This window comes from Pleomorphochaeta sp. DL1XJH-081 (assembly GCF_049310885.1).
Classification (GTDB): Bacteria; Spirochaetota; Spirochaetia; order Sphaerochaetales; family Sphaerochaetaceae; genus CAYZJV01.
In genome coordinates this window covers 1-23967 of the sequence record NZ_JBMDYO010000007.1, presented here as the reverse complement: position 1 = coordinate 23967, position 23967 = coordinate 1, and the positions used below count along the sequence as shown (strand labels likewise).

Genomic DNA, 23967 nt, shown 5'->3' with positions numbered 1-23967 from the left:
ATTTTTCTAAAAAGCAGAGGTCAGTCCCTTGAATCTCCTTCTTGCCCCCTGTGCTCGGAATAACACTTTCGGGAGCAATATTTTCGGTTGATGCCGTAGGTCACAAACGTCTCGCCACAGTTTTGACAAGTAACTTTGTTTGTAGCCCGTCCTTCGCCTGCTTTGAATTTTGCATACCGATTCCACCAATCCTGCCTGCATCCGTCCGAGCAAAAAATCTTTTTCCTAAAACCGGGGGTGTGTTCAAGTTCTTTCCCGCAAGTCTTGCAGAGCACATGCTCTCCATCTTCTTGTACTGCTGCCTCATTTTCCAATGTTCTGGAAAGGCAGAAGCTGCGAACCTGTCCACGAGGAAGATTCAGCTTTTCTCCGATCTTCGCATAAGACATTCCCTCTCGCCGAAGACTGCTGATCTCAGTCATCTGTTTCTCTGTGAGAGGAGGGCGTTTCTTTTCCTCTTCGGATAAGTCCACCTTGATTTCAGATCCATCGCGGAATATGAATCGGACATCATTTGGAGAATGCACCTTGAGATGGTCAACCAGCCCGCTCCATAGGTCCTCATCAAACCGCACGACCTGGCTATTCTGCTTCTTGAGGTTATCGAAGAATGAAGTTGCAAGTGCTTTTTTGGCTATCTTGTCCTGGATAGTATTGTCGAGATCCTCTTTGCGTTTCTCAGCCTGCTCATAACGTATCTGTAGTGCTTGATACTCTTGAGTATGGGTATATCCATTGGATCTTGAGCTGGGTTCTCCGCTCGACATACGCTCCATGAGTTCGGCTGTAACACTCATGTCAGCTATGAGTGCCGTCCTTTCCCTTTCCAGACCAGCGGTATCAAAAACCGTGTCGTAGACAAGTTTCTGTGTTTCAAGGATGCTGGATGAATCCTTCAGTAGTCTGTTGACCGCTATCACGAACATTCTCTGGACATCCTGTTCTATCAGATTGCCTGAGGTGCATTGGGAGTGTGCCTTATCATATTTTCCATTGCATTGCCAAACCACTTTCTGATACTTGCTGTTTGGATGCCATTTTTTCTCTCCAAACCAAGATCCGCACTGGGCACAGAGGATTCGTCCTGAAAGCATTCTCCTGCGGTTTCGTCTGCCAGGCATTCCATCGCGCCGTTTCATCTCGGTTTGGACTAGAGCAAACATTTCTTTGGATACGATCGGTTCATGATGGTCTTCCACATAGTACTGAGGTACCTCACCTTCGTTCACCTTCTGCCTATGGGTGAGGAAATCTACGGTGAAGCTTTTTTGCAACAAAGCATCTCCGATGTATTTTTCATTCTGCAGGATACTCTTTATGCAGGAGGAAACCCATTGTTTCCCACGTCCGGGTGAGGGGATGTTTTTCTCGGTGAGAATCTCGGCGATCCCATTCGGACTCTTTCCCTGAAGGAATAGAGCGTAGATGAGCCTTACCAATTCGGCTTGTTCCTCATTCACGACCATGTTTCCATCAGGTCCTTTGTCATATCCAAGGAAGTTGCTGTAGGGAACTGAAACCTTGCCATCCTTGGCTTGCTTTCGCTTACCCCATGTGGTGTTTTCGGAGATCGACCGGCTTTCTTCCTGTGCGATTGAGCTCATGATGGTTATCAATAATTCACCTTTGCCGTCGAAGGTCCAAATATTTTCCTTCTCGAAGTAGCATTCGACATTCTTCTCCTTGAGCATGCGAATGGTGGTCAGACTGTCAACGGTATTTCTGGCAAACCGGCTGACCGATTTGGTGACGATAAGATCGATCTCTCCCAACAGAGCGTCGTTTATCATCTGCTTGAAGCCTTCCCTGCGATTGGTGCTGGTCCCGCTCACGCCTTCATCGGTATAGACCTTGATGAATTCCCAATCAGGACGACTCTTGATGAATTCGGTATAGTACTCGATCTGGGCTTCATAACTGGTGAACTGTTCATCACTGTCTGTTGAAACCCGGGCATAGCCGGCGACCCTTCTTTTCGTTGAATGGGGGTTGTTGCGATTGTTTGTTATGATTTTCTTTGCTGGAATTATCCTTACCTTTGCCATGCATGCGCTCCGTTGTCATTGGTTTTTCTTCTTCTATCGATTGCTGCCTTATAGGCTTTTTCCCGGGAAGGCCAGAACCGGTTGATTTGCCGTCCATCACGAAAATGGAAGGTATATGAGCCCTCTCCATCACCGGAGATGTGATCCACCTCCTTGTAAAAGGCTTGCTCATCAAACTCGTCGATCCCCAACATGAAATTGGACAGGATCTTCAACTGTTCCTCATTGATACCGATGCTCCTACATCCTTTGATTCCATCTCTTCGGTTGGATTTGCATCTCCAATTCGCATTGGTTGGTGTCTTGTAGGTCCTGATATAGTTGTTTCCGCATTTCTCGCAGATGATTTTACCGGTGAAACAACGCCGACTCACCTTGGGCATGTTGTACACCCCGAGTTCCCTTCGACGGTCAATCTCTCTCGAGACGGCTTCGAATATTTCCCGCTTGATGATCGGTGGGTGCGTATCCTCGACATAGTACATGGGATGCTCCCCGCGATTCTTCTTCCGGGGCTGGGACATGAAATCCACGCAATACGTTTTCTGGAGCAAGGTATCACCGATATAACGCTCATTGTGTAGAATGGTATGGATAGCCACATCATTGAAAGGTTTCCCAAAGTGTAGGATGGAACGATTGTTCAGTTCGTCTGCAATACGTTTCATCGACTTTCCCTTCAGATAATCCCTGAATATCTTTCTCACTACCTTTGCGGTCATCGGTTCAATGACGAGCTCCTTGCCGGTCCACCGGTATCCATAGACGCGGTGATGCAGGCTGATTCCCTTCTCGTAACGCTTTCTGACTCCCCACCTGAGGTTTTCAGAAGTACTTCTGCTTTCCTCTTGAGCAAATGATGCCAAGACGGTCAGAAGGAATTCTCCTGTACTCGAGATTGTTTCAATATTTTCTTTCTCGAACCTGACATCGATGTTGAGTTCCTTCAACCGCCTTACAGTCTCAAGCAAGTCGACCGTGTTTCTGGCAAATCGCGATATCGATTTCGTCAGCACAATATCAATCATGCCTTGCTCGCATTTGGTGATGAGTTCTTGGAATTGCGTTCTGCCAGATATCTGTGTTCCAGAGACGCCATCATCAATGTAGATCCCCTGGTATTCCCATTCAGGATTAGCTTGAATCAGTCTCTTGTAATGATCGACCTGGGATTCAAGCGAATGCTCTTGTCGTTCATGTACCGTAGAGACCCGTGCATAGGCTGCAACTCGCTTTTTTCGATTTTTGGTTGCCAGTTGCTTTGGTTTTTGTATCAGCTTAATTGTTCTCACTGGTTCCTCCTAGGTCTATACATCCCTACGAATTGAGATTAAATCAAGTCATGTCAAGGAGATAGATTGCCAATTATTGGCTGGTATCTAACAATGAGTTTTCCTTGGACAGTCTTGAATTCCTCGTCAGTCAACAGGCCCTGAGCAAACAGATTCTTGATGAGCAAAAGAGCCATCTGGTAATCGGCCTCTGCCTTGAACTGCTCTTTTGTCATTTGCTTACTTCCTTCTTGAACCTTGTTTTGATATAGCACTCGTGGCTGCAGTAACTGCGTTTGGCATTCCCATATGCCGAGAATGATTTGCCGCAGCAAACGCAGGTGAATTGGTAGAAGGCCTTACGCTTCACCTGATCCTGATGGGCATTCCACCAGTCCATGCGACAGCCATCCGAGCAGTACTGTTTCTTCCTTTTGCCGGGAGTATGCTCCAAACGTTTACCACAGGTCTTGCAATAATCTTTTCCCAGATCTTGAGGAACATGGCTAGGAGATCTCCTACCCCTGAGATTGTGGGTTCTACAGAAGGACCGGACGCAATCCTTGGATAACCCGAGCCTTGATGCGATGGTGGTGTATCCCAGACCATCATTTCTCATTTCAGTGATTTGTGTAGTTTCTTTTTCAGTCATTGTGTTCTCCTGCTTGATACCGGAGAACCGTACCCCTGAAGTTTTTTGAAGCCCCTGAATGGCAAGGGAACAAGAGAACTATCGTCAATCTTCTGCTCCAATCCTTATGGCTTACTCTGATGAACTACATTGGAGTAATCTGCAGGAATCATTGGGTTTTGAAATTTGAGGTTGAGAGCTGAATCAGCGATAATGAAGAGGATTCGTGAAATTGGGAGATGCTTAACAACTCTTACTTGGTATGGTAATTGCTGGGAGTAATTAAAAAGATTGGCCGGTAAAAACCGGCCAAACACGATTCCAAAGAATACTATTCCTTGGATAGTTTCAACAAAATCCCTAGCAACTGATTTAAGGTTCGTTTCCTTAATCGAAGTTTGGGACCCCTGCTACTTTTCCCTCTTGGAAAAACGAGCCTTGATATAGCAAGAATGGCTGCAGTAGACTCTTTTTGCATTTCCGTATGAGCTGAAGGTCTTACCACATTCGGCGCATGTGAACGAATAGTATGCTTTTCGCTTCACCTTGTCCTGATGCGCATTCCACCAATCCATACGACAAGCATCCGAGCAGTACTGTTTCTTTCTCTTTCCAGGAGTGTGCTGCAAGTATCTCCCACAAGTTCGGCAAGTGTTGTTACCCACTTCCTTATCCACATGCGAGGAGGATCTCCTCCCCGTAAGTCCGTGAGTCCTGCAATAAGATTTTACGCATTCCTTTGGAAGCCCTATTTGGTTTGCAATCGTAGAATATCCAAAGCCACTTTCTCTCATGTTCGTAATCTGCGTTGATTGTTGATCAGTCATTACCTTCTCCTCGTTTAATTTGTTGGTCTATACATTCCTACAAGTGGGATGTAAGTCAACTTGATAAAACGTTATAAAGAGAAAAGTTGGTAATCCTCAGCATAGGTGAAAGATACTTATTCGACTATACAGAAGGAGTCCGCTTTCTTGTCACTGTCATGATAGCAAATGAACAGCAATCATCGCATACCGCTGACAGCTTCACATCAAGTATCCAGTAATGACCAAAACTGATGTGGAATAAGTTCATTTCGTCCTATGTGTTCTTCCATAAGCTTTCCAAAAAATAAGGTAATGATTGCTCATCCAAAGGACTCAGGAATGGGTAACACGGTTATCGTATCCCAAAACAGCTGCATTATTTTCTTGGTTGATTGACAATTACTGTGATGGCCTCATAGTGTTACCATAGTCTACTATTAAAGGATGGTTCAAATATGAAAAGCACAATCGATTATTCAGAAATTGTAAGCCTTTCGGGTATTAATGAGATCGAACAATTGGTGACTACTTATTACATCAAATATTATAGGGCACCCAAAGATCTTAAGGTGGAGATTTTACAGTCACTCAAGGATGGTATGTTTACCGGTAAGTGCAACTATGCATTCTGGGGTCCCGGCCAATTTGATCCTTATCGGGATTTGCATAGTTATCCCTCGGTTGAACAAGCATTGCATTTTTCAATCAATGGCTTTCGGCATAATGATAAACCCGACTATCCGAATGACTTGGTTTTCTGGAGATCCGATAATGGAAAGTACTTAGATGGTAATGGAAAGCAAGTGACTATTAAGGAAATCCAAGAAAGAAGAAATAGACTCAAGCATTAAAAAACCTGATGTCTGATTATGGAGGGAATGGGATGTCTGAGGAAATCAAATCACGTGAGGATTTGTATAGGGCTGTTTGGTCAAAACCTATGATGAAATTGGCCGAAGAATTTGGAATATCAGGAAGAGGGCTGGCAAAATTATGTGAGAGGCTCAAGGTTCCTGTTCCTCCGAGAGGTTACTGGAGGAAAATCAGCCTTGGACAGTTAATCAAGAAGATACCTTTACCCGAGGTGGAATTCACCAAGTATGAGCTATGGAAAAATCAATCATCCCTTGATGATCTTGAAAGACGTAGAAAAGCAGAAGAAGAACGTTCAGCTATTTTCAACAATCCAGATATTGAGATTAAAGACAAAGACATCCAGGAGATTGCTTCCAATACATTACGGGCCGAACAAGCTAGAAATCCAATGGTGCTTGTGTCCGAGCAAGATATAACCAGCCCTCTGGTCAAGAAATTACTAATATCACAGACACGTAACAAAACTGCTCCACCATAGCAGGTGGACAAAGGGGACAATAGTTTAGGAATCGGAATCGTCGATGGTACGGTGGCGAGGAATGAGGAGTCGCTCGAACGGTATAGTGCTATTTGCCAAATAGAGCGGGAGAACGGTGAGCACAATATGCCAATTCTGCTGGATCAGATGGTCGATGAATACCAACTTCATCACCATCCAGGTTATGGTGATGATTACCATCAACATGTTGGCCCGGCGGAATCGAACGAGGGGGCGGTTGTGGCCGAATCCTCCGCGAAGTGCCTGAATTCCCATCAACATGAGATACGGGTTGATAAAAATGATGTTCTCATTGAAGTAAGTCACATCATGGTTGCTGACAATCATCATGAACGTAAGCAAGAGAGCCAGCCCACCTCCTGTAGTGTATAAAAGGAAATTGATTGTACCGTAGACGAATCGTCGTGCGCGGCGCAACGGAATCGGGAACTGAGTCTTCTGGAACCCTCCAAGGAGGATGGTCAGTATCGCGGTGCCGATTCCAAACAAGGTGAACCGAATGGTATAACTTGTCCAGGAATCGAGTGGCCTTTCCCGTATCCCCCCAGTTGCCATATTCAGGATTTGACGTCCGGTGGTCAACGGCATAACATTGCCCTCTGTATTGATGTAGGTGAACCCGAGGAGCGCCGATTCGAAAATTTGCGGGAGGAACATAGCCTCCCATAGGGTTATGGGTTTATCAATCGAGCCGCTTTGGAGAAAGTCAAGGATCCATTCGATTGCTGGGTTTGTTCGGGTATACCGACCGACGAGCATGCGAATCGTCTCCTCCATTGGGATTGAGGTGGACCAAGCCCGAAGTTGGCCGTCAGTCGCTTTGTCGATAATATCGCGGAGCCTCGTCGAACAGTTCTCCTCATACTGATGATACAGGTAGGTATTAGGACCCTCCTGGATGTTGTAGTTCAAGAATTTGAGTACCTCGAGTCGTGCTGAAAGAGGAAGGTCAAGAATAATCTCGGTCATATCCCTATTTTCTTTGATGGCGAGATCGATGCGTGCCGGGGTGGATGTCGCCCAGACCTCATAACTGAGCCGACCAAGCACGAATGTACGGTAGAAATCGTCTTTGAAGTTGAAAATTCCATAATCATACATCACGCTTTTGTTGTTACTTGTGTTTGTGGCCACAAGTCCCGAGTGGCCGAACCAACTATAAAGCGGATCGCCCCGACCCGTTGTCACCAACGAGATTCGCAAATCCTTCACAGGTTCGGCTTCACCAGGTGCCAGGTCCCGCAGAAAGTTTCTACCTTCCAGAAGTTTTTCTGACGCATACGGATCAGTGAACATAGGTTCTTGGCGTAACGAGGCGCCAAAGAGCGAAGAGAGGGTGAGGAACACCAGAAAGATTGAACACAACCGGCTGCTGGACATACGAGCATCATAGCACAGTACAACCTGTTTTGTATTATCGAGAGGTGAAGTATCAATCTTTGTGGTTGTTCAGTGAAGATATTACCTTTCCAGATAAGAGAGCATCAAGTTTGTAGGATGCAATGGATAGTGATTGCCACCTGCTTCTCGTTATGCTTCCTTCTTTTCTGCCATAGTCGCTTCCGGTAGAAACGTCTTGATTCCATAGAATGCCACATCTCAAGCGTGTGCAGTTGACAATATCTGGACGACTTGTTACAATTAAACAAACATTTAATTGTTGTAGATATGGAGAAACTTCTATGAAACAAAAGATTCTTGAGCGACACCCAGATGTATGTTCAGAGTACAGCATAAACTGTAGGGATAACGAGGGTGAGCTTCGCAGTTCGCTCTTTGAGGTATTGGGGCTCTCGGAGTTATTCCACGTACTCGCCGATGAGACGCGAACGAAGATTCTTTTCTTGCTTTCCAAGCAAGAGTTGTGTGTTTGTGATCTTGCTTATCTATTGGAGATGTCTTCACCAGCGATTTCACACCATCTGCGATTGTTGAAGATGAGACACTTGGTTCGAGCACGACGGGAAGGCAAACAGGTGTTCTACACACTTGACGATGAGCATGTGCTGGCTCTGATCAAGACAAGTCAAGAACACTATAAGGAGGAGCGTTAAACTATGTCAAAGAAAGAAAATATGAAGAAGTATCGTATCAATGGTCTGGATTGTGCACAGTGTGCGAACGAGATCGAGTCGGGACTCCGTAAGATAGAGGGTTTTGAAGATGCGACGGTCAGCTTCGGAACCGAGTCGATTGTTATTCCTGAATCCGGCCTACAGACTGCCCAAGATGTGATCGCACGAATTGAACCGGATGCGCGAATCGTTGGCATCAATGTTGATTCACATACACATACCGACCATGGCCACTCCCACGATCATAACGGAACTTCTGGAGATGACGAAAATACAGGTTGGCGTGTTGTACGTATGGTGCTAGCCCTCGTTCTTACTGGAGCTGGAATCATCTTCAATGAGACCCTTCATGCGACGCAGTATCAGGTGGCCGAGTACGTTGTCCTCCTTTCCGCATATCTGCTCGTCGGCGGACCGGTGCTGCTGAGTGCAGGAAGGAATATTCTTCGAGGTCGCCTGTTTGACGAAATGTTCCTGATGAGCGTTGCAACATTGGGAGCTATTGCCATCCATGAGTTACCTGAAGCGGTCGCGGTAATGCTTTTTTATTCCATCGGTGAGTACATACAGGACCTTGCTGTCGGTCGGTCGCGTAGATCGATATCCTCTTTGATGGACCTCCGTCCGGATTCCGCGCGCGTTATCTCAGACGACGGAATGAGAGAAGTCAGTCCCGACGTTGTAGAGGTCGGTGCGATTATCGAGGTCCGGCCAGGAGAGCGTATCCCGCTTGATGGGGAAGTTACCCAAGGCGAATCGGCTGTTGATACATCCGCGCTTACCGGTGAGTCGGTCCCGCGATCGGTTGGGATTGGTGATACTGTACTTTCAGGTTTTGTGAACGACTCGGGAACGATACGGATCCGGGTTACTAAGCCATACAAGGAATCTTCAGTTTCCCGAATCCTTGAACTAGTGGAGGACGCCGCCGCCCGCAAGGCCCCCACAGAAAAATTCATTTCCAAATTCGCATCTGTCTATACACCGATTGTTGTCGGTCTTGCTGCGTTGGTCGCATTCTTGCCCCCCTTGTTTGTTCCGGGTGCCGTTTTGAGTGAGTGGGTCTACCGGGCTCTTGTTGTCCTTGTCATCTCTTGCCCCTGTGCTTTGGTCATTTCGGTACCGCTCGGTTATTTTGGGGGTATCGGAGGTGCGTCACGCAAAGGAATACTTATCAAGGGAGCAAACTACGTTGATGCCCTCAGGGATGTCTCTACAGTAGTCGTCGACAAGACGGGAACACTTACGAAGGGCGTCTTTAAGGTGACAAAGACGGTGCCGAGAAACGGCTTCACCGCCGATGATGTGCTTCGTTTGGCGGCAAGCGCCGAAGCCCATTCGACGCATCCGATTGCACGATCAATAAGGGAAGCATACAAACACAACATCGACATGGAGACAATCACTGATGTTAAAGAGGAAAAGGGTTATGGTGTGATCGCTCATGTAGGGGGTCGGAAGGTTATGGCCGGCAGTGATCGGCTCCTTCACCGTGAAAACATTGAGCATGGCGACTGCGACGCGGAAGGAACGGTAGTGTATGTGGTGTTGGATAAAAGCTACGTAGGGCATCTGGTAATTGCTGATGAGATCAAAGCGGAAGCCGCCGAGGCTATAGCTGACCTGAGGGCTGCCGGTGTACAGCGGGTGGTGATGCTTACTGGAGATAATGAAGCGGTTGCTCGCAGTGTCGCCGAGGTTGTCAAAGTTGATTTGTGGTATGCCGGGCTACTACCTGAAGATAAGGTGAGGATTGTCGAACAACTCTCTAAAGAGCTCCCGAAGGGGCAGCGATTGGCGTTCGTGGGAGATGGCATAAACGACGCTCCGGTTCTTATGCGTGCGGATGTCGGATTCGCAATGGGCGCACTCGGTTCGGATGCGGCTATAGAAGCTGCCGATGTGGTTCTTATGGATGACAAAGTCAACGGAATCGGCTCAGCGATACGTGTCGCCAAACATACCCGGTCGGTGGTCATGCAAAATATTTCCCTTGCGCTGCTAGTCAAGTTTGCCTTTCTGGCACTCGGTGCGGTCGGTTTCGCTACCATGTGGGAAGCGGTCATCGCGGATGTTGGGGTCTCCCTGCTTGCTGTCCTCAACTCGACACGGACGTTGCGGTATTCGCGACGAATCGGTGATGGACCAAAGTAATGCATGATGCCGATGATTGTATCGGAAACATCGTTGGCTTGCATGAGATGTAATCACAGTGAGATTGAAGTGCGGTCGAGGTGTCTATTTAGAACACAAGTTTCCATATACCACGGTTCATCATCATTGCTGTAACAGTAATAACTGAATATCCGAAAGGAATAGGTTTTGATAATTTTTGACAACTGATGCCAACGGGGGAGCCAGCAATGACTAGTCCCCTTGGCGGAATGAAACAACTGCAGGGGTATTTTGCTGGAATGGAAAACTATCCAAGTGGCAATAACAGACTGCCTCGCCTCGGGTATCTCCGATATGTTTCGTCATTATTTAAATCTGTTTGCATTTGGGCCCAAGGGAATGGGGGATACCGCTCAAGCATTGGGACCCGGACTACATATCCCCAGACAGCAATTGCGATGGTAGAAGTAATTGACTACTGCTCAAGATCAAAAGCTTCTCTTGGCTGTTTCCCCAAAAAATTCTTCAAGGTTTGAGGCTGAACGGAGAATAGTATTATCCACACGACTTCATTCGTCACGTTTATATCGAGGCAACAATAGATACAATCGTTGACGAATAGGAGCCAGTTGTGTCCCCTTTATGAAAGTAGCGGATACATTGGGCAATATGGAACGAGACATGCCAGAAGCGTCCACAGGCGGCATACATTTCATCAACCAACACTTACCGCTAACTCCTCCGGTGAATCTACCGCAACCTAAAAGGGTGGCAATAGTCACTTGACTGATTGCCTTGGTTTACTAGAGAGAATTTTATGAAGGATAAACATGTGTTGAAAATTCATTTTTTGTTCATATGGAGACATTAACGTTCAAAGACATGAATGTGCTTGTGTGAATACTGGACAATCACGGCAAATCGCCGGGTGAGTAGGCCGGGGTCAATTCCAACTGACGAACGGTATATGAGGTGAGGTATGAACAGAAAAGAGAATACGATTCTGGTTACCATTGTTGCCAATTTATTGTTGGTTAGCCTAAAGTTCGGACTGGCGATTTGGTCCGGCAGTTTTGCATTGCGGGCAAGTGCTTGGCATTCCATGGGTGATGTGTTCATTTCCCTTTTTGTACTCGCAGGTCTGATTGCTGGTCGCTGGGAGGCAAAACGACGTCATCGCGTGGGATTAATAGAGAATATCGTTGCCTTGGTCGTCTCAGGATTCATTTTCTACGTGGCGTATACTATTTTCATTGAGGTAGTTCTTGCAGGCGAGCAAGCCGGACTGCGCAATCCATGGTTGGTGGCGCTTACGTCCCTACTTACGATTGCGGTAACCTACTTCATTGCCCGGCTTAAAAATTATGTGGGCAAAGCCACCAATTCTCCAAGTCTGATTGCAAGTGGCTATCATTCCCGAATGGATATGTACGCTTCAGCACTGGTAGTGACGAGTCTGATCGCTTCCGCTCTAGGTCTCGGTTCCCTGGATCTTATCGTCTCACTTGCTGTTATTCTGCTCGTCCTCAAATCTGGATGGGAGATAGCAGCATCGGCAATAAAAGCTCTCTTCTCTGGTGGTCTTCTCAATCTGGAGGAGGATAATATCGCTCGCGTGAGGCGCCATACCAAGCGCTTCGCATCTATCGGTATTGGGGCACTAATAATCGGGATATTCTTATCAGGCGTCTATGCCATTCAACCTGATGAACGCGGTATCGTTCGGCAATTTGGTCAAGTAGTTGCTGATGTGGGACCGGGTTTGCATTATCGATTGCCGTTGGTCAGCCGGATGGACCGGGTAGCTCTCGACCGGGTGAGGCAACTGCAGACCGAGAACACTCTGGTGCTTACCGGAGACACCAACCTGATCGAAGTCAAGGTGGGTGTCCAGTACATCGTATCGGATCCAAATGCATTCCTTTTTAATGTTGTGAACTCCGAGCAGCTTGTAGAACAAGAAGCTGAGTCATCCGTCCGACAGATTGTCGCGCAGCGAAGTGTTGATGAGCTTCTAACCACCGGAAGGGGGGAGATCAATAACCAAGCGAAGAATCTAACCCAGGCGCTGGTTGATGAGCATCAGGCTGGGTTGAAGATTGTAAATGTACAGCTACTCGCGGTTAATCCTCCCTCCTCGGTTGCAGACGCATTCCGTGATGTATCCAGTGCGCGGGAAGACAGGAGCACATACATCAATGAAGCGATGGCCTACCGAAATGAAGTCATCCCGTCTGCCCGGGGCCAGGCTGTTGGTATTATAGAGACCGCGCGGGCGGAAAAGACTCGAAAGATCGATTTCGCGATTGGGGAAGCGGCAGGCTTCGAGTCTCAACTGGCAGCCTATCTGGTTGCTCCCGGTGTGACCCGAACCCGTCTCTATCTCGAGACGCTCGAGAGAGTACTACCAAGTGTCAACAAATTTATCATCGATCCGACTGTACGGACCGACGGTACCGAGTTGTGGCTCACGAATCCTGAGGCAACGAAATGATGTCAAGGAGCATTGTCTCTGCGGAAATTTAATTGCCTCTCGATCAGGATCATTTGTCCATTTCAAAGGATGCCAGGAGGGACTTGATGCCCTTCCAAAGTATTATAGGAGGAACGTTATGCGTGTGTTTCGTTACCTTATTCCGGCGCTGATTGCAGTTTCAGTCATTGTCGTTGGACTATCACTGTTTCAGGTAGACACTACTGAATATGTTATTGTTACTCAGTTCGGCAAGCCAGTCAGGGCGATTACCGAGCCAGGTTTGTATGGTAAGTGGCCTGCTCCCGTACAGAGCGTCATCCGACTGGACCGGCGCTTGCAGATGTACAACGTAATGGAGACTGAATTGCTTACGAAAGATAAGAAGAATATCTTGGTCGAAGCCTATACAACATGGAAAATTGACGATCCGCTAAAATTTTTCACGAGTGTACGCGATCCTTCGGGGGCTAATAGCCGTCTCTCTGACATCATGTCGTCTGAATTGGGGGTGGCTCTGAGCCAATATGACTTGACAAATCTGGTCACGACAGATCCCGCATCGATGCAACTGACGACCATGACAGAACGGATCACCAACCAAGTTGCACTTCGAGTGGCACCTTACGGATTTTCCGTTACAGATGTAAGGCTCAAGATGCTTAATTTCCCAGAGGCGAACCGACAGAGTGTTTTCCAGCGGATGCGTGCCGAACGTCAAAGAATCGCTCGGCAGCTACGATCCGAAGGAACTGAGCTGGCTACCGTCATCCGTGCTGAGGCGGAGGCTGAACGGACAACAATCCTATCTGAAGCCCAGAAGCAGGCAGAACGTATCAGGGGAGAAGGAGAAGCTGAAGCCATTAGAATCTACGCCGAGGCATTTGGCCAGGATCCGGAATTCTACCAATTCCTACGCACTCTCGAAGCCTATGACGATGTCATTACACCGGGAACGACGCTCATTCTTCCCTCCGACTCCGAGTTGCTAAAGTATCTCGATGCTGATGGCACAGTCGTCCGACCCGGAGCCTGAAAGCGTAAAATGAGGAGATCATGATGAATGACAGACATTCGAAAAACGATTCTTCGCCGGAATTCGAAGCAGATTCGAAACAGGTTGCAGAGGACATGAACGCAAATAAATCCGAACCAGTCTTGAATAGGTTGCGTCAGGTTATCCATCGTGTTCGTGGAATGGTGAGGAAGGGATTTGAATCACAGGAAGACGGATTGTCACCATTGGACGATGTGAAGAGTGCGTTTAAACATCTGGACCTTAGATTCATTGTAATGGCAGCAATATTGCTGATCATTCTAGTTTACATACTATCAGGCGTATACACTGTCCAACCTGGAGAAATAGGAGTGGTTCAACGGTTTGGCCGGGTGATCGCGACAAATGTGCCCGCCGGTTTGCATTATCGTTTACCATGGCCCATTGAGTCTGAAACAGTTGTGAATATCGCACAGGTTCGCCGAGAGAGCGTGGGAGTATCGGAATCAGAGGAACATCCGCTTCACCTTGATGGTCCTCGAAAACTGCAGGTTTTAAGTGGAGACACGAACATCATCGACTTTGAGGTAATTGTCCAGTATCAAATCAATGATCCTGTTGCTTATCTGTTCAATATCGACTATCCCGCGTACCAGTTGGTCAGGGATAGTGTTCGATCGGCGGTCGCTGGTCTCAGCGGGCGATCAGCAGTGGACGATATCTTGACAACTGCAAGACAGCAATTGCAGAACGATGTGCGTGATAAGGCTCAATCCGTGCTTGACGGATATGATAGCGGCATTCGCATCATCAGCACGAGTTTCCAGAAGGCATATCCCCCAGAAGTTGTAGCCGACGCGTTTCGTGATGTCTCGAGTGCAAGAGAAGACAAGGATAAGATGGTAAACGACGCTGAGGGGTACCGCAACAGTGTGGTCCCACAAGCAAGGGGCGAGGCGAAGAGCATCCTGTCCCAAGCAAAAAGCGCGGCACAAGCTCAAAAAGATAAAGCCGCAGGTGCTGCCCAGAGTTTTAATGCCGTACTGGCTCAATATCGTACGAACAGCAAGATTTTTGGAGAGGATGTGACCAAATTCCGATTGTATCTGGAGAAGATGGAGAAGGTTCTGCCCAAGGTGAACACGTATGTTGTTCCGCCATCCGAGAAAATTGATCTGCGTATTCTGAATGGAAGTAGAACGTCAACCTTTCCACCAAAACTGGACAGATGAGAGGAGAACGAAAGCATGATTGAAGGCTGGCGACAGATATTACGTGACATTAGGGCTGCTTTAAAATTGCCGGTAAATGGATCAAACACACATCCGGGACAGAACGGTGATCAACGGAACCCTGAGCAACTGGCGGGAGGAGAACCACCGGTCCATGGAAGTGATGCACAGATACTTGAGATGACACGTACGAAGAAGAATATTGAAGACGATTCGCCACAGGTGTCTGATCTGAGCGAACAGCAAACCAATAAGATGGCTGAAAGCAAGATTCGTGCAAAAGGGTTTTCCGTTAGCTATACAGTGAAGTGGTGGATTGTTGTGATGATCGTGGTGTTGATTGGCACTTCGCTGTTGTTCGGTGAGAAGTTGTTCGGCAAAAGCGCACCGGCTCCGGGAGTCGTAGCGACTTTTGTTGGGGGGCAAGTAACTGTTGGGGATATACGAAAGCACATCGAGGAACTTGCGCTGAATGAACCTCAACTGAACGAACAGCTGCAAACTATTGAAGGTTATCGTGCGATGGTTGAGGAAATGGTATCGGACGAGTTGGTGCGGCAATGGTCGAAGACACGTGATGTTAAGCAAGAACAAGATTTCCGCCATGTGATGGAGCACATCGAAGAGGACATCAACCTTGGAGATATCGATGCAGCTCTGCACGAGAAGGGGATGGGGGTGAGTGAGGAGGATCTCCAGTCGTATTACGATGCCAATCGGGAAGATTTTGGTGAACTGACACTTACCCAGGCAAAGGATGATATCCGGTTGTTCCTGCAATCACAGCGGGAAGGAGAATTTGTCAAGCTTTACATTGATAATTTGAGGACTAATGCCAGCATCACCAGTAATCTTGAGCTACTTGAAGTACCAGAACCTAGCGAGTCGGACTACCTCAGGTTTTTTTCCGAAAATGAGGAGAAATTTCAAGTACCAGCAAGGATACAGGTGGACGAAATCCGGATACCCGTTGGTGCTGATATCGAAGCGGCAAGGAACAAGGCTTCCCAAATTCTTATTCGTTTACGGTCAGGTGAGACCTTGGGTGCCATTGGTACGACATCGGGAACATCTGTAAAATCGGGGTTGATTGTGAACAATGGCCAGAACCCACCAGGTTACGATGAAGTTCTTGACAACTTGGATTACAAAGAGTTCAGTGAAGTGTTCCTGGCAGGAGAGTCCTTCTACATTCTTCGCCTGATCTCGAGAGAACCTCAGCGGACATTGACACTTTCCGAGGCTAAGCCAGCCATAAGGACTATTATTCTTCCGGAAATACAGGACCGATGGTTTGATTCAAAGAGCGATCAAACTTTGTTGACCGTTAATGGCCAACGACTGACTGTGGGAGAATTCTGGCAGGAATTCAAGGAACTCCCGACAAGTTTTGCATTGGAGTATCAAGGCATACCAGGGTGGAAACTCCTTGCTGAACGATTAATCGATCGTCTTTTGCTATTGGATGACAGTTCGAGGCAACTGACAGATTCCGATGATTCCATTGCCATTGAAGAAGCCCAACTCGATGTACTTGCCCAAATGATGGAGCAGGAAGAGGTTGACGATCTCATTGAGGTGACTGAACAAGAGACCAAGACATATTATGAGGAAATCAAGGAAAAGCTTGTAAGACCACCACAGTCCCAAATCCGATTCATCATGGTGGATTTAGGCCAGTCCGAAGAAGATTCTCGCCGTGCGTGGGATCGTGCAAAGGAAGCCTACGAATTGCTTGTTCCTGGTCTCTTCAGAGATGGTTCGGATTTTGCCGATGTTGCTCGGGAATATTCTGACGATGAGACCACCGCCGAGCAGGGCGGCCTGTTGGAGGGCTGGATTGGTGAAGGTCCTGATCTATTTATGGAAACGGAAGTCCATAGTTTCCACCAATCGGTTATGGCGATCGATGTTGGAGAAATCAGCCGACCGTTTGAATGGAATGGGGCTATCTATATCATTCAGGTTACGGACAGGACCGAAGCAGAACAACTTACATTTGAAGAAGCCAAACATTTCTTGGATGAGGATTTGCGTTCCCAGAAACATAAGGAGCTTCGCGATAGACTGTCTTCGAAGCTCATGGAGCGGTACGATGTCGAGTTCTATGAGAAAGAGCTGAAAGCGGCTTTCGATGAGTAAAAATTAAATATTCACGAACGGTTGGATTCGATTGCACTATTAGCCTTCCTGTTCTTTGAATTATATCATTGACCGCGTTAAGGATCTCTAGGGAGACGTAGTGACTGAGCTCGACGGCGGGTATGATCAGAATCCGAGAGGCAGGGATCGTGTTCATAGACAGGTACAATTACACCTTGGACTCTACTGGTGTATCATTATCCAGACCGATTGTGTGTTCAAGCATCTTTTCCTGGTTTAGGGAAGTTTGATAAGGAAGGTTGGTAAGATACATGCCGCATCAGATTTTGGTTATGAATGGTTCCCTTAGTGCCTCAATAACAGTGATAGGTAATTGAGTATGCTTGATATTAGTTCCATTCCCACATATGATTATTTGCATGTCAACGCGGAAAAATTTGAAAGCCCGAGGAACAGTTCCAAGCATATTGGTGATAGATGATGAAGTTGCATTCGCGGACTACTTGTGTCGAGGCCTGAGTTATGAAGGATACAAAGTAACGGCTGCGCAGAATGCTGAGGAGGGTTGGGATCTGATCTTGCTTAGTAATCCAGACCTTGTGATTCTCGACGTTGGATTGCCGGACGTGGATGGAATAAGTTTATGCCGTTCCCTTCGGCTTGAAAGACACCAAATGCCCATTTTAATGCTTACCGCACGTATCAATGTATCTGATCGTGTATTGGGCTTGAATGCAGGCGCAGATGACTATTTACCGAAACCGTTTGCGTTTGATGAACTTATTGCAAGAATTTCAGCTCTGCTTCGCAGGACAGGTGCCAACGGCGATCAACTATGTCTTGGTGATTTGAGCCTTTATTCCCAAGAGAGAAGAATTCGAAGAAATGACATCACCATTTCACTGACACCAAAGGAGTTTGAACTGTTATACTTGCTCTTTCAACACCCCCGGCAGATTGTCCCCAGAGAGACAATATTATCTCATGTTTGGGGATTTGAGTATGAGCCGGAATCGAACGTCGTTGAGGTTTACATTCGCAGGCTTAGAAAAAAACTTGGCCCTCCGAATATGATAGAGACAGCTCACGGTCTTGGCTATATCTTACGGGAACCCGACCGAGTATGATGTTATCATTGCGTCAACGTTTGATTATATGGCAAATGGGGTTCTTTGTAACAGCACTGGTGTCATTTGCGGCCATTTCGTACAGCTTCCTAGCTGTAGGTATGGAATCTGGAATCGATGAAACATTGCGTGAAAGGGCAGAACATGTATCCGAAGCCCTTCAGGAGGTCCCAAACCGAGGATTTGATATGATAGATAGCGCAACTGACGACTTTACGCAGTTGGGGGTTTATGTCCAAGTTTTAAAACCCGATGGAGAAGTAGTTGCTCGCTCTTATAACATTGGACCGCACAGTCTCCCAGTCGACCAAGCTGTTATTGACCAAGTTCTCGGTGGCGATACACCCTACACAACGACTACTTTAAACGATCAACAGATTAGACTCTATTATCAGCCTATTATTCGGGATGGAATCCCAGTGGGTGTGGTACAAGTGGGTCAATCACTTCAGGAATTGACTGAAACGCTGTTGCGGTTGAAAGCTCTTTATATGATTGGGATTGTCGTAACCCTCCTACTGGGAACTGGAATCAGCTTGTTCTTGCTTCAACTGAGTCTACGGCCTATTGTGGAGATTTCACGAACTGCGACTTTTATCTCCGAATCCGTCGATCTGAAAGCAAGATTACAGTATCGAAATGTTGGTGACGAAATTGGGCAGCTTATGCATGCATTCAATCTGATGATGGAGCGACTGGAAACCGTAGTTGATTACCAGCGAAGATTCATCGCCGACACAGCTCATGAACTTCGAACGCCGTTGGCGACCATAAGGGGCAATGCCGATCTTCTGGTTCGCTTCGGACAAAATGCCGAGCGGAGGAATTTGGCTATTGCAGGTATTAAACAAGAGACTGACCGTACCACCCGTCTCGTGACAAACCTTCTTTTAATTGCCCAGGCGGATGCCGGTCTGGTAATGGTACCAACACCGCTCGAGTTGGATGAGATCCTTTTGAGTGTCTACGAACAACTAATTTTCTTGCCAGGCAAAACAAGGGTTGTTTTAAAGCGGTGTGATTCCACAAAAGTGATGGGCGACAAGGACAGACTCAAGCAAGTTATCCTAAATCTGGTTGATAATGCTCTTCGTCACACCGACCCTTCGGGTAGGGTGGTTTTGTCTTTGTGTTCCGATGAAAGGACGGCCCAACTCACCGTGAGTGATACTGGAACAGGCATCGCTGAAGCCGATTTGCCACACATCTTCGACCGATATTACAAAGGTTCCGGTAAATCGTCGGGCTCCGGGTTGGGGCTTTCGATTGTCAAGTGGTTTGTCGCCGAACACTCTGGTGAAGTAAGCGTTGAGAGTAGGTTGGGGTATGGGACAACCTTCACCATTAGCTTGCCTACCTTGAGGGAGAAGGAATAGTCGAACAGTATATAGATTATGGCATACAGCACGGATACAGGATTGGGCGGGTTTTCTGATTTTGGTCTTGCTGGAGTTCCTCGGAGGACGAGACCTACAACAGTTACGCGTGGAACCAGTTTTTCTGCGACGGTAATTAAAGTAACTACAGGTGTAAGAAGCGACAAGTCTTCATACGGTATAATCTATACTTGGATCTCCATCCCATTCTTGAAAATAAACCGCACATCTTCTTTGCTGTAGATCACAGCATGATCGGCAAGGAAATACCAAAGGTGCTCGGTGAATTCGGTAACCACACCCTCCTGCTTCTTCAACCCTTGAGAAACAGTTCTGTTTTTGTCTTTCAAGACTTCCGTTCATGTATCGCGCCTTCCAAATTTGTCAGATGTTTGTTGACCTCGGTGTACTCGCTGCTAAGTTGTTTGAAACGGTCCTGATATGTGTGCTGGTCCATTGCTACATTGGCATTCTCGGTATTGAGTTTTTCCATGCGTGAGACAATTTCGCGACGTTCAACTCTCACCGCTTCCAGCTGTGCTTCATTTTGGGAAGTGTTGAAGATTTCTTCGGTTAGCTTCCCAAAGTTTCCTATGATTTCATCCTTACGAGTGATGATACTGTTGACCGCTTTTACGAACATGTCTTGCAATGCATCCTCATACAAGTGTGGAGAGCTGCACTTGTGGTGACGATCAGCATATTTTTCATTGCACTGCCAGACAATCTTAATGAAATATTGGGAAGAGCTGTCCTCACAGTTAATACTATTGAAAAGATTGCAAACCAGATCAGTTCGCAGCAAAAGGTTCAAAACGATGATAGACATATAGATCTTTCTGAGTTTCCAACAGAGACGATTCTAGCAAAAGAGTAATTTACTTCATCCCTAAGAATATCGTCCCAAGCATTGGATATTCAATGCCGTTCATTGTTTGATACTCTGGATCCCATGCCGGTTCCCTTTCTCCATTGCTTCAACAGCCCAGTCGATCGGTTCCAATCCCTCAAGCCGGTTGTACTCGTCCCAGTACCGTCTGGCCCATTTGACCAGCAGCTTGGTTATCTCGCAGATGTAGGTCGTCCGCCTGAATTCGCCGAACTCCGAATAGCAACCTCCGATGCAGTATGAACAGGCACTCTCCACCTCGCAGGTCCTGCACTTTTCGTCGAGTGAGCAATTGGAGCGATAGGCGCCTTCGCGCACTCTCAGAAAGTTCTCCTTGTGGGTAAACCCTTCCTTGGCGGTCCCGACGATGAACTCTGCCTTGTCGATTTGGGTATGCGGCAGCCATCTGATGCACGGATAGATCCTACCGTCCACCGAGAGGGCAGGCATGGCTCCGCTTCCGCAGTGGCCGGTACAGTCCCAGTCAGGTCCTGTGGACAGGTGTGCGTAGCCGAATTGCTCCTTGCTGAGCATGCTCCAAAACAGATCGTCGCGATGCTCGAGTACATAGGCGGTGCACTTCTCCATCTGACGGTCCAACTCATCATAGTCGGTTTGTGTGCATCCGGTATCCTCCATGATGAAGTTCTGGTTGATGTACCGCAGTCCCAGCTGTTCATGCAAATACACCAGCGAGTCGTAAAGGTAGGGGATGCTCTGGCGGTTTGCGGTGGACTTTGTCTGCATCGACTGGATCGGGAAGGTCTTCTTATACCACGGCCAATGGCGGATGATGCTCTGCATCGAACCGGACCCATCGGAGAACACCCGGTTTGCGTCATGGATCTCAGGACAGCCATCCAGCGATATGCCCACCAGCAAGAGGTCCTTGTATTTCTCGCAGAACCGCCTGGCCTGCTCGGAAAAGAGCGTGCCGTTGGTGGAAATGGAGAAATGAAGCTTGCCCCGCCAGTTTTTGGCATTGGGGGTATCGGTGGTCATCACCTTGGCCAGCGTGTAGGAGCAGATCTCATCCAAAAACGGCACATCCATGAAGCTGTCGCCACCGATGAAGTCCACAACCAACCCTTTCTGGTAGGCCTTGCGGAACACTGGATCCGGATCATCGAGCAGCCCTGCAGGATCGGGATCGGTGAGGATGTGGCCGATGAATGCCTTCGCATCCTCCATCGAAAGCGTTCTTCTTCTCTTGTGCACCTCATAGCAGTAGGTGCACCTGAGGTTGCAGTCTTCGGTGGTGTTCAGCGTCACGTTGAACAAGCCGGGTTCTCTAAAGGGAATGAGCATATCAGCCTCCAATGCGGGATGAGTTCGAGCAACCGCTCGAGCAGGAATTCTTGCATGCACCCGAGCAGTTCACATTGCAACTGGCGTTGCAGTTGGTACTGCAGGAGGTACAGCCCGAGCAGGCACTTTGGCAATTGCCGGTGCATCCACCACAGCCGCGACATCCTCCGCATCCGCTGCACCCATGGCACGAAACACACCACAGTCCCCCTTTACAGCTGTAGCAGTTGCCCGAACATCCGCTGCAGCCCGAACAACCGCTGCACCCGGTGCACGAACTGGTACATCCTCCGGTGCAATTGTGGCAGCCGTTGTAGCACGTCGAGGTACACGTATTGCTGCAATTGGCACAGCCGCGCAGATCATTGATGTCCTGTTTGTACTGGTCGATCTGGCTCAGCAGATTGGCGCTGATCAGGCTCCCCGTTGCAACCGATGAGATGGGGTAGGTGGTGTACAGAAGCGCGCGGGTATTACCCTGCAGAGCATCCTTCATCGAGTTCATATCCGAGGCTCTCATGGGAAGGCCGATGGCAAAGCCAGCAGGCGGGGAGAACACATAATAGTTGTCGTAGCGCTGGTAGCCGTTGACAAGGAAGGCCTCCTGGATCGCCTCGAAGCGGCTTTTGATATCATTATAGGTTCCCATCACGGCTCCTCATGGGCGAAGCACTCACCGTTGATCACCAGGAGCTCGCCCTCCGGGTAATTGTAATGGCTACGGACGCGACGCTCCCAGGTGGCATACAGGAACCTGCCCTCCGCCATCTCGTCGAAGACAGCCTTGAAGTAGGCGTAGATGTCCCTGTCCTGCTCAAATCGGTAGGATGCGTACACCTCAGCCTTCAGGGCGGTCTGTGCGGTATTGATCTTATCGATCGCCAGTTGCATGTCGGCGATCTCACTGTCGTCCAAGATAAAGGGCAGCTTGGTCAGCTGCCGTCCACATTCATTGCATTGCATGGTTGTTCCTCCTAGTTCCATACAGCCCCCCACACCTTGTTGGCGGTGCCTTGTGTATTCACATTTCCCGTCACATTACCGGTGACGTTGCCACTCACATTCCCACTCACGCTCCCTTGCAGATTCCCATGGAACGTGTTCGCATGGACATTCGCATATGGATTCGAGGACACGCCGATATCAAATTGGCTGGCTTGTTGGGGATACAGGGCCTTGGTATATGCTCCCTTCGCCTCGGCGATCACGGTGAAGGAGATCGAAAGGGCAGAGAACAGGTCGTTGCTGCGGATGCGAGAGGTAACTCCCCCGGCACCGGTGATCGTCAAACTGGTTCCCGACCAGCTTACGATCGCAGGACTCGCCACAGGTCCTTCGATGCTGTTGTAGATGCGGCTCCAGGCAATGGCGATGCTTTGGAACATGTCGAAGGCCCCGGCAGCCACCTGGGTGCCAGCTTTGAAGATGCCTGCGAACTTGTAGTAGAACGAGCCTAGAGCTGCAGAAAGGTTGGTCCCGTCGAAGATGAACGTGCCGGCATAATAATCCTTTGCTGTGGTATGGCTGCTGATCTTTGCCCCCTGCCCATCCAGGAGGTTCACTCCCACATCATAGGCGCTGTAGTTGTAGGCTGCACTGAGTGTCCCGGCCGTATAGGAGGTGGGTGTTGCCTCACCCAGCGTTAGGGCACTGAGATACCCCGCGCTGTCGATGGCGTAGAACACCCGCTGTAGCGTGGTACCCGTCGAAACGGGATTGGCTCCACTGGCGGCATAGACGGCAGCTCCCATTTTGGTGGGCGTGTAGCCCAGGGAGCGTTTGGACCAGATGGTTCCTCCGTTGCCCGAGACATAGTAATACGCACTGCCGTATTCATAGGCGATGAAGAACCCGTTGCCCCAAGCTATGCTGCTGGGGCACGTGCTGGCGATATTGATTGCACTCCAGTTCATCCCGTCTGTGCTTCGATACACCGATGCTGATGAGAGGGTGACATAGCTTACCTGGATGTAGACGCCGTTTCCGTATGCGATTCGCGAGTTCATGAAATCGTTATTGTAGGATGGGAATGGATGGGCACAGGTGAAACCTGCGGCTACCCATCCGCTTCCGTTGGTCGAGCGTTTCCAATCGGAGGCCCCTCCGCCAAGCACATGGGCGTAAAAGTATCCATTGGCGAA

General features: G+C 48.2%; 22 protein-coding genes. 10 read left to right on the top strand and 12 right to left on the bottom strand.

From position 1 onward, the window contains the following. Window positions 1-20: 20 nt before the first annotated feature. The 5 genes from ACODJP_RS11060 to ACODJP_RS11040 all read right to left on the bottom strand — a co-directional run bounded on the left by ACODJP_RS11060 (window position 21) and on the right by ACODJP_RS11040 (window position 4624). Window positions 21-2045: a recombinase family protein gene (locus ACODJP_RS11060; RefSeq protein ID WP_422481449.1), complete on the bottom strand. Its 2025-nt coding sequence runs from the start codon at window positions 2043-2045 to the stop codon at window positions 21-23. Beyond that, window positions 2033-3337, bottom strand: coding sequence for a recombinase family protein (locus ACODJP_RS11055; RefSeq protein WP_014271390.1), 1305 nt, complete (start codon window positions 3335-3337; stop codon window positions 2033-2035). The genes ACODJP_RS11060 and ACODJP_RS11055 overlap by 13 nt, the downstream gene beginning before the upstream one ends. Before the next feature lie 53 nt (window positions 3338-3390). Further along, the gene (locus ACODJP_RS11050; RefSeq protein WP_422481446.1) at window positions 3391-3552 is read right to left on the bottom strand and encodes an SHOCT domain-containing protein; all 162 of its coding nucleotides are present in this window, start codon (window positions 3550-3552) and stop codon (window positions 3391-3393) included. Next, on the bottom strand, window positions 3549-3968 hold the full coding sequence (locus ACODJP_RS11045) for a hypothetical protein (RefSeq protein ID WP_014271392.1): 420 nt from the start codon (window positions 3966-3968) through the stop codon (window positions 3549-3551). Before ACODJP_RS11045 ends, ACODJP_RS11050 begins: the two co-directional genes overlap by 4 nt. Window positions 3969-4357: 389 nt before the next feature. Next, complete coding sequence (locus ACODJP_RS11040) at window positions 4358-4624, bottom strand: hypothetical protein (RefSeq protein ID WP_422481444.1); 267 nt, start codon at window positions 4622-4624, stop codon at window positions 4358-4360. 587 nt (window positions 4625-5211) lie between these two features. Here ACODJP_RS11040 and ACODJP_RS11035 point away from each other — a divergent pair. Both ACODJP_RS11035 and ACODJP_RS11030 read left to right on the top strand, forming a co-directional pair. Beyond that, the gene (locus ACODJP_RS11035; RefSeq protein ID WP_014271394.1) at window positions 5212-5607 is read left to right on the top strand and encodes a hypothetical protein; all 396 of its coding nucleotides are present in this window, start codon (window positions 5212-5214) and stop codon (window positions 5605-5607) included. Window positions 5608-5639: 32 nt separating this feature from the next. After that, window positions 5640-6110 (top strand): hypothetical protein, encoded by a 471-nt coding sequence (locus ACODJP_RS11030; protein WP_014271395.1) that lies wholly within the window; start codon window positions 5640-5642, stop codon window positions 6108-6110. 24 nt (window positions 6111-6134) lie between these two features. On the opposite strand, the gene ACODJP_RS11025 is transcribed toward ACODJP_RS11030, so the two are convergent. Further along, a complete protein-coding gene (locus tag ACODJP_RS11025) occupies window positions 6135-7511 on the bottom strand; it encodes a DUF4105 domain-containing protein (protein ID WP_014271396.1) in 1377 nt (458 codons plus the stop codon). Window positions 7512-7813: 302 nt separating this feature from the next. Here ACODJP_RS11025 and ACODJP_RS11020 point away from each other — a divergent pair, with 302 nt between their 5' ends. The 8 genes from ACODJP_RS11020 (at window position 7814) to ACODJP_RS10985 (ending at window position 19629) form a co-directional block, all read left to right on the top strand. Continuing rightward, complete coding sequence (locus ACODJP_RS11020; RefSeq protein WP_014271397.1) at window positions 7814-8185, top strand: ArsR/SmtB family transcription factor; 372 nt, start codon at window positions 7814-7816, stop codon at window positions 8183-8185. A gap of 3 nt (window positions 8186-8188) precedes the next feature. Next, window positions 8189-10360 carry a heavy metal translocating P-type ATPase gene (locus tag ACODJP_RS11015; protein WP_014271398.1) on the top strand — a complete coding sequence of 724 codons (2172 nt, stop codon included), beginning with the start codon at window positions 8189-8191 and terminating at the stop codon, window positions 10358-10360. A gap of 940 nt (window positions 10361-11300) precedes the next feature. After that, a complete protein-coding gene (hflK, locus tag ACODJP_RS11010; RefSeq protein WP_014271400.1) occupies window positions 11301-12815 on the top strand; it encodes an FtsH protease activity modulator HflK in 1515 nt (504 codons plus the stop codon). Window positions 12816-12933: 118 nt separating this feature from the next. Continuing rightward, a complete protein-coding gene (gene hflC, locus ACODJP_RS11005) occupies window positions 12934-13830 on the top strand; it encodes a protease modulator HflC (RefSeq protein WP_014271401.1) in 897 nt (298 codons plus the stop codon). Window positions 13831-13853: 23 nt separating this feature from the next. Beyond that, window positions 13854-15023: an FtsH protease activity modulator HflK gene (gene hflK / locus ACODJP_RS11000; RefSeq protein WP_014271402.1), complete on the top strand. Its 1170-nt coding sequence runs from the start codon at window positions 13854-13856 to the stop codon at window positions 15021-15023. 15 nt (window positions 15024-15038) lie between these two features. After that, window positions 15039-17165 carry a peptidylprolyl isomerase gene (locus tag ACODJP_RS10995; protein ID WP_014271403.1) on the top strand — a complete coding sequence of 709 codons (2127 nt, stop codon included), beginning with the start codon at window positions 15039-15041 and terminating at the stop codon, window positions 17163-17165. A 380-nt stretch (window positions 17166-17545) separates the two neighbouring features. Then, the gene (locus ACODJP_RS10990) at window positions 17546-18253 is read left to right on the top strand and encodes a response regulator transcription factor (RefSeq protein WP_050805780.1); all 708 of its coding nucleotides are present in this window, start codon (window positions 17546-17548) and stop codon (window positions 18251-18253) included. After that, window positions 18250-19629, top strand: a complete 1380-nt coding sequence (locus ACODJP_RS10985) for an ATP-binding protein (RefSeq protein ID WP_014271405.1) — start codon at window positions 18250-18252, stop codon at window positions 19627-19629. The genes ACODJP_RS10990 and ACODJP_RS10985 overlap by 4 nt, the downstream gene beginning before the upstream one ends. 185 nt (window positions 19630-19814) lie before the next feature. On the opposite strand, the gene ACODJP_RS10980 is transcribed toward ACODJP_RS10985, so the two are convergent. From ACODJP_RS10980 to ACODJP_RS10955, 6 genes are all read right to left on the bottom strand, one after another. Then, complete coding sequence (locus ACODJP_RS10980) at window positions 19815-19979, bottom strand: hypothetical protein (RefSeq protein ID WP_321308237.1); 165 nt, start codon at window positions 19977-19979, stop codon at window positions 19815-19817. Further along, window positions 19976-20458 carry a hypothetical protein gene (locus ACODJP_RS10975; RefSeq protein ID WP_041384707.1) on the bottom strand — a complete coding sequence of 161 codons (483 nt, stop codon included), beginning with the start codon at window positions 20456-20458 and terminating at the stop codon, window positions 19976-19978. Before ACODJP_RS10975 ends, ACODJP_RS10980 begins: the two co-directional genes overlap by 4 nt. Window positions 20459-20557: 99 nt before the next feature. Further along, window positions 20558-21826 carry a radical SAM protein gene (locus ACODJP_RS10970; RefSeq protein ID WP_014271406.1) on the bottom strand — a complete coding sequence of 423 codons (1269 nt, stop codon included), beginning with the start codon at window positions 21824-21826 and terminating at the stop codon, window positions 20558-20560. Between the two features lie 69 nt (window positions 21827-21895). Beyond that, window positions 21896-22192 carry a hypothetical protein gene (locus tag ACODJP_RS10965; RefSeq protein ID WP_422481438.1) on the bottom strand — a complete coding sequence of 99 codons (297 nt, stop codon included), beginning with the start codon at window positions 22190-22192 and terminating at the stop codon, window positions 21896-21898. 282 nt (window positions 22193-22474) lie between these two features. After that, window positions 22475-22789 carry a hypothetical protein gene (locus tag ACODJP_RS10960; RefSeq protein WP_014271408.1) on the bottom strand — a complete coding sequence of 105 codons (315 nt, stop codon included), beginning with the start codon at window positions 22787-22789 and terminating at the stop codon, window positions 22475-22477. A gap of 11 nt (window positions 22790-22800) precedes the next feature. Continuing rightward, window positions 22801-23967 (bottom strand): hypothetical protein (locus ACODJP_RS10955; protein WP_422481435.1); only part of this gene is annotated, 1167 nt, incomplete at its 5' end.

What these genes read in the sequence shown, in the direction of transcription:
- hflK (WP_014271402.1), top strand. Translation starts at nt 13,854, where the DNA reads ATGAATGACAGACATTCGAAAAACGATTCTTCGCCGGAATTCGAAGCA.
- ACODJP_RS11020 (WP_014271397.1), top strand. Translation starts at nt 7,814, where the DNA reads ATGAAACAAAAGATTCTTGAGCGACACCCAGATGTATGTTCAGAGTAC.
- ACODJP_RS11060 (WP_422481449.1), bottom strand. Translation starts at nt 2,045, where the DNA reads ATGGCAAAGGTAAGGATAATTCCAGCAAAGAAAATCATAACAAACAAT.
- ACODJP_RS10995 (WP_014271403.1), top strand. Translation starts at nt 15,039, where the DNA reads ATGATTGAAGGCTGGCGACAGATATTACGTGACATTAGGGCTGCTTTA.
- ACODJP_RS11030 (WP_014271395.1), top strand. Translation starts at nt 5,640, where the DNA reads ATGTCTGAGGAAATCAAATCACGTGAGGATTTGTATAGGGCTGTTTGG.
- ACODJP_RS11025 (WP_014271396.1), bottom strand. Translation starts at nt 7,511, where the DNA reads ATGTCCAGCAGCCGGTTGTGTTCAATCTTTCTGGTGTTCCTCACCCTC.
- ACODJP_RS10975 (WP_041384707.1), bottom strand. Translation starts at nt 20,458, where the DNA reads ATGTCTATCATCGTTTTGAACCTTTTGCTGCGAACTGATCTGGTTTGC.
- ACODJP_RS10985 (WP_014271405.1), top strand. Translation starts at nt 18,250, where the DNA reads ATGATGTTATCATTGCGTCAACGTTTGATTATATGGCAAATGGGGTTC.
- hflC (WP_014271401.1), top strand. Translation starts at nt 12,934, where the DNA reads ATGCGTGTGTTTCGTTACCTTATTCCGGCGCTGATTGCAGTTTCAGTC.
- hflK (WP_014271400.1), top strand. Translation starts at nt 11,301, where the DNA reads ATGAACAGAAAAGAGAATACGATTCTGGTTACCATTGTTGCCAATTTA.
- ACODJP_RS11015 (WP_014271398.1), top strand. Translation starts at nt 8,189, where the DNA reads ATGTCAAAGAAAGAAAATATGAAGAAGTATCGTATCAATGGTCTGGAT.
- ACODJP_RS10970 (WP_014271406.1), bottom strand. Translation starts at nt 21,826, where the DNA reads ATGCTCATTCCCTTTAGAGAACCCGGCTTGTTCAACGTGACGCTGAAC.
- ACODJP_RS11045 (WP_014271392.1), bottom strand. Translation starts at nt 3,968, where the DNA reads ATGACTGAAAAAGAAACTACACAAATCACTGAAATGAGAAATGATGGT.
- ACODJP_RS11050 (WP_422481446.1), bottom strand. Translation starts at nt 3,552, where the DNA reads ATGACAAAAGAGCAGTTCAAGGCAGAGGCCGATTACCAGATGGCTCTT.
- ACODJP_RS10960 (WP_014271408.1), bottom strand. Translation starts at nt 22,789, where the DNA reads ATGCAATGCAATGAATGTGGACGGCAGCTGACCAAGCTGCCCTTTATC.
- ACODJP_RS10965 (WP_422481438.1), bottom strand. Translation starts at nt 22,192, where the DNA reads ATGATCTGCGCGGCTGTGCCAATTGCAGCAATACGTGTACCTCGACGT.
- ACODJP_RS11035 (WP_014271394.1), top strand. Translation starts at nt 5,212, where the DNA reads ATGAAAAGCACAATCGATTATTCAGAAATTGTAAGCCTTTCGGGTATT.
- ACODJP_RS10990 (WP_050805780.1), top strand. Translation starts at nt 17,546, where the DNA reads ATGTCAACGCGGAAAAATTTGAAAGCCCGAGGAACAGTTCCAAGCATA.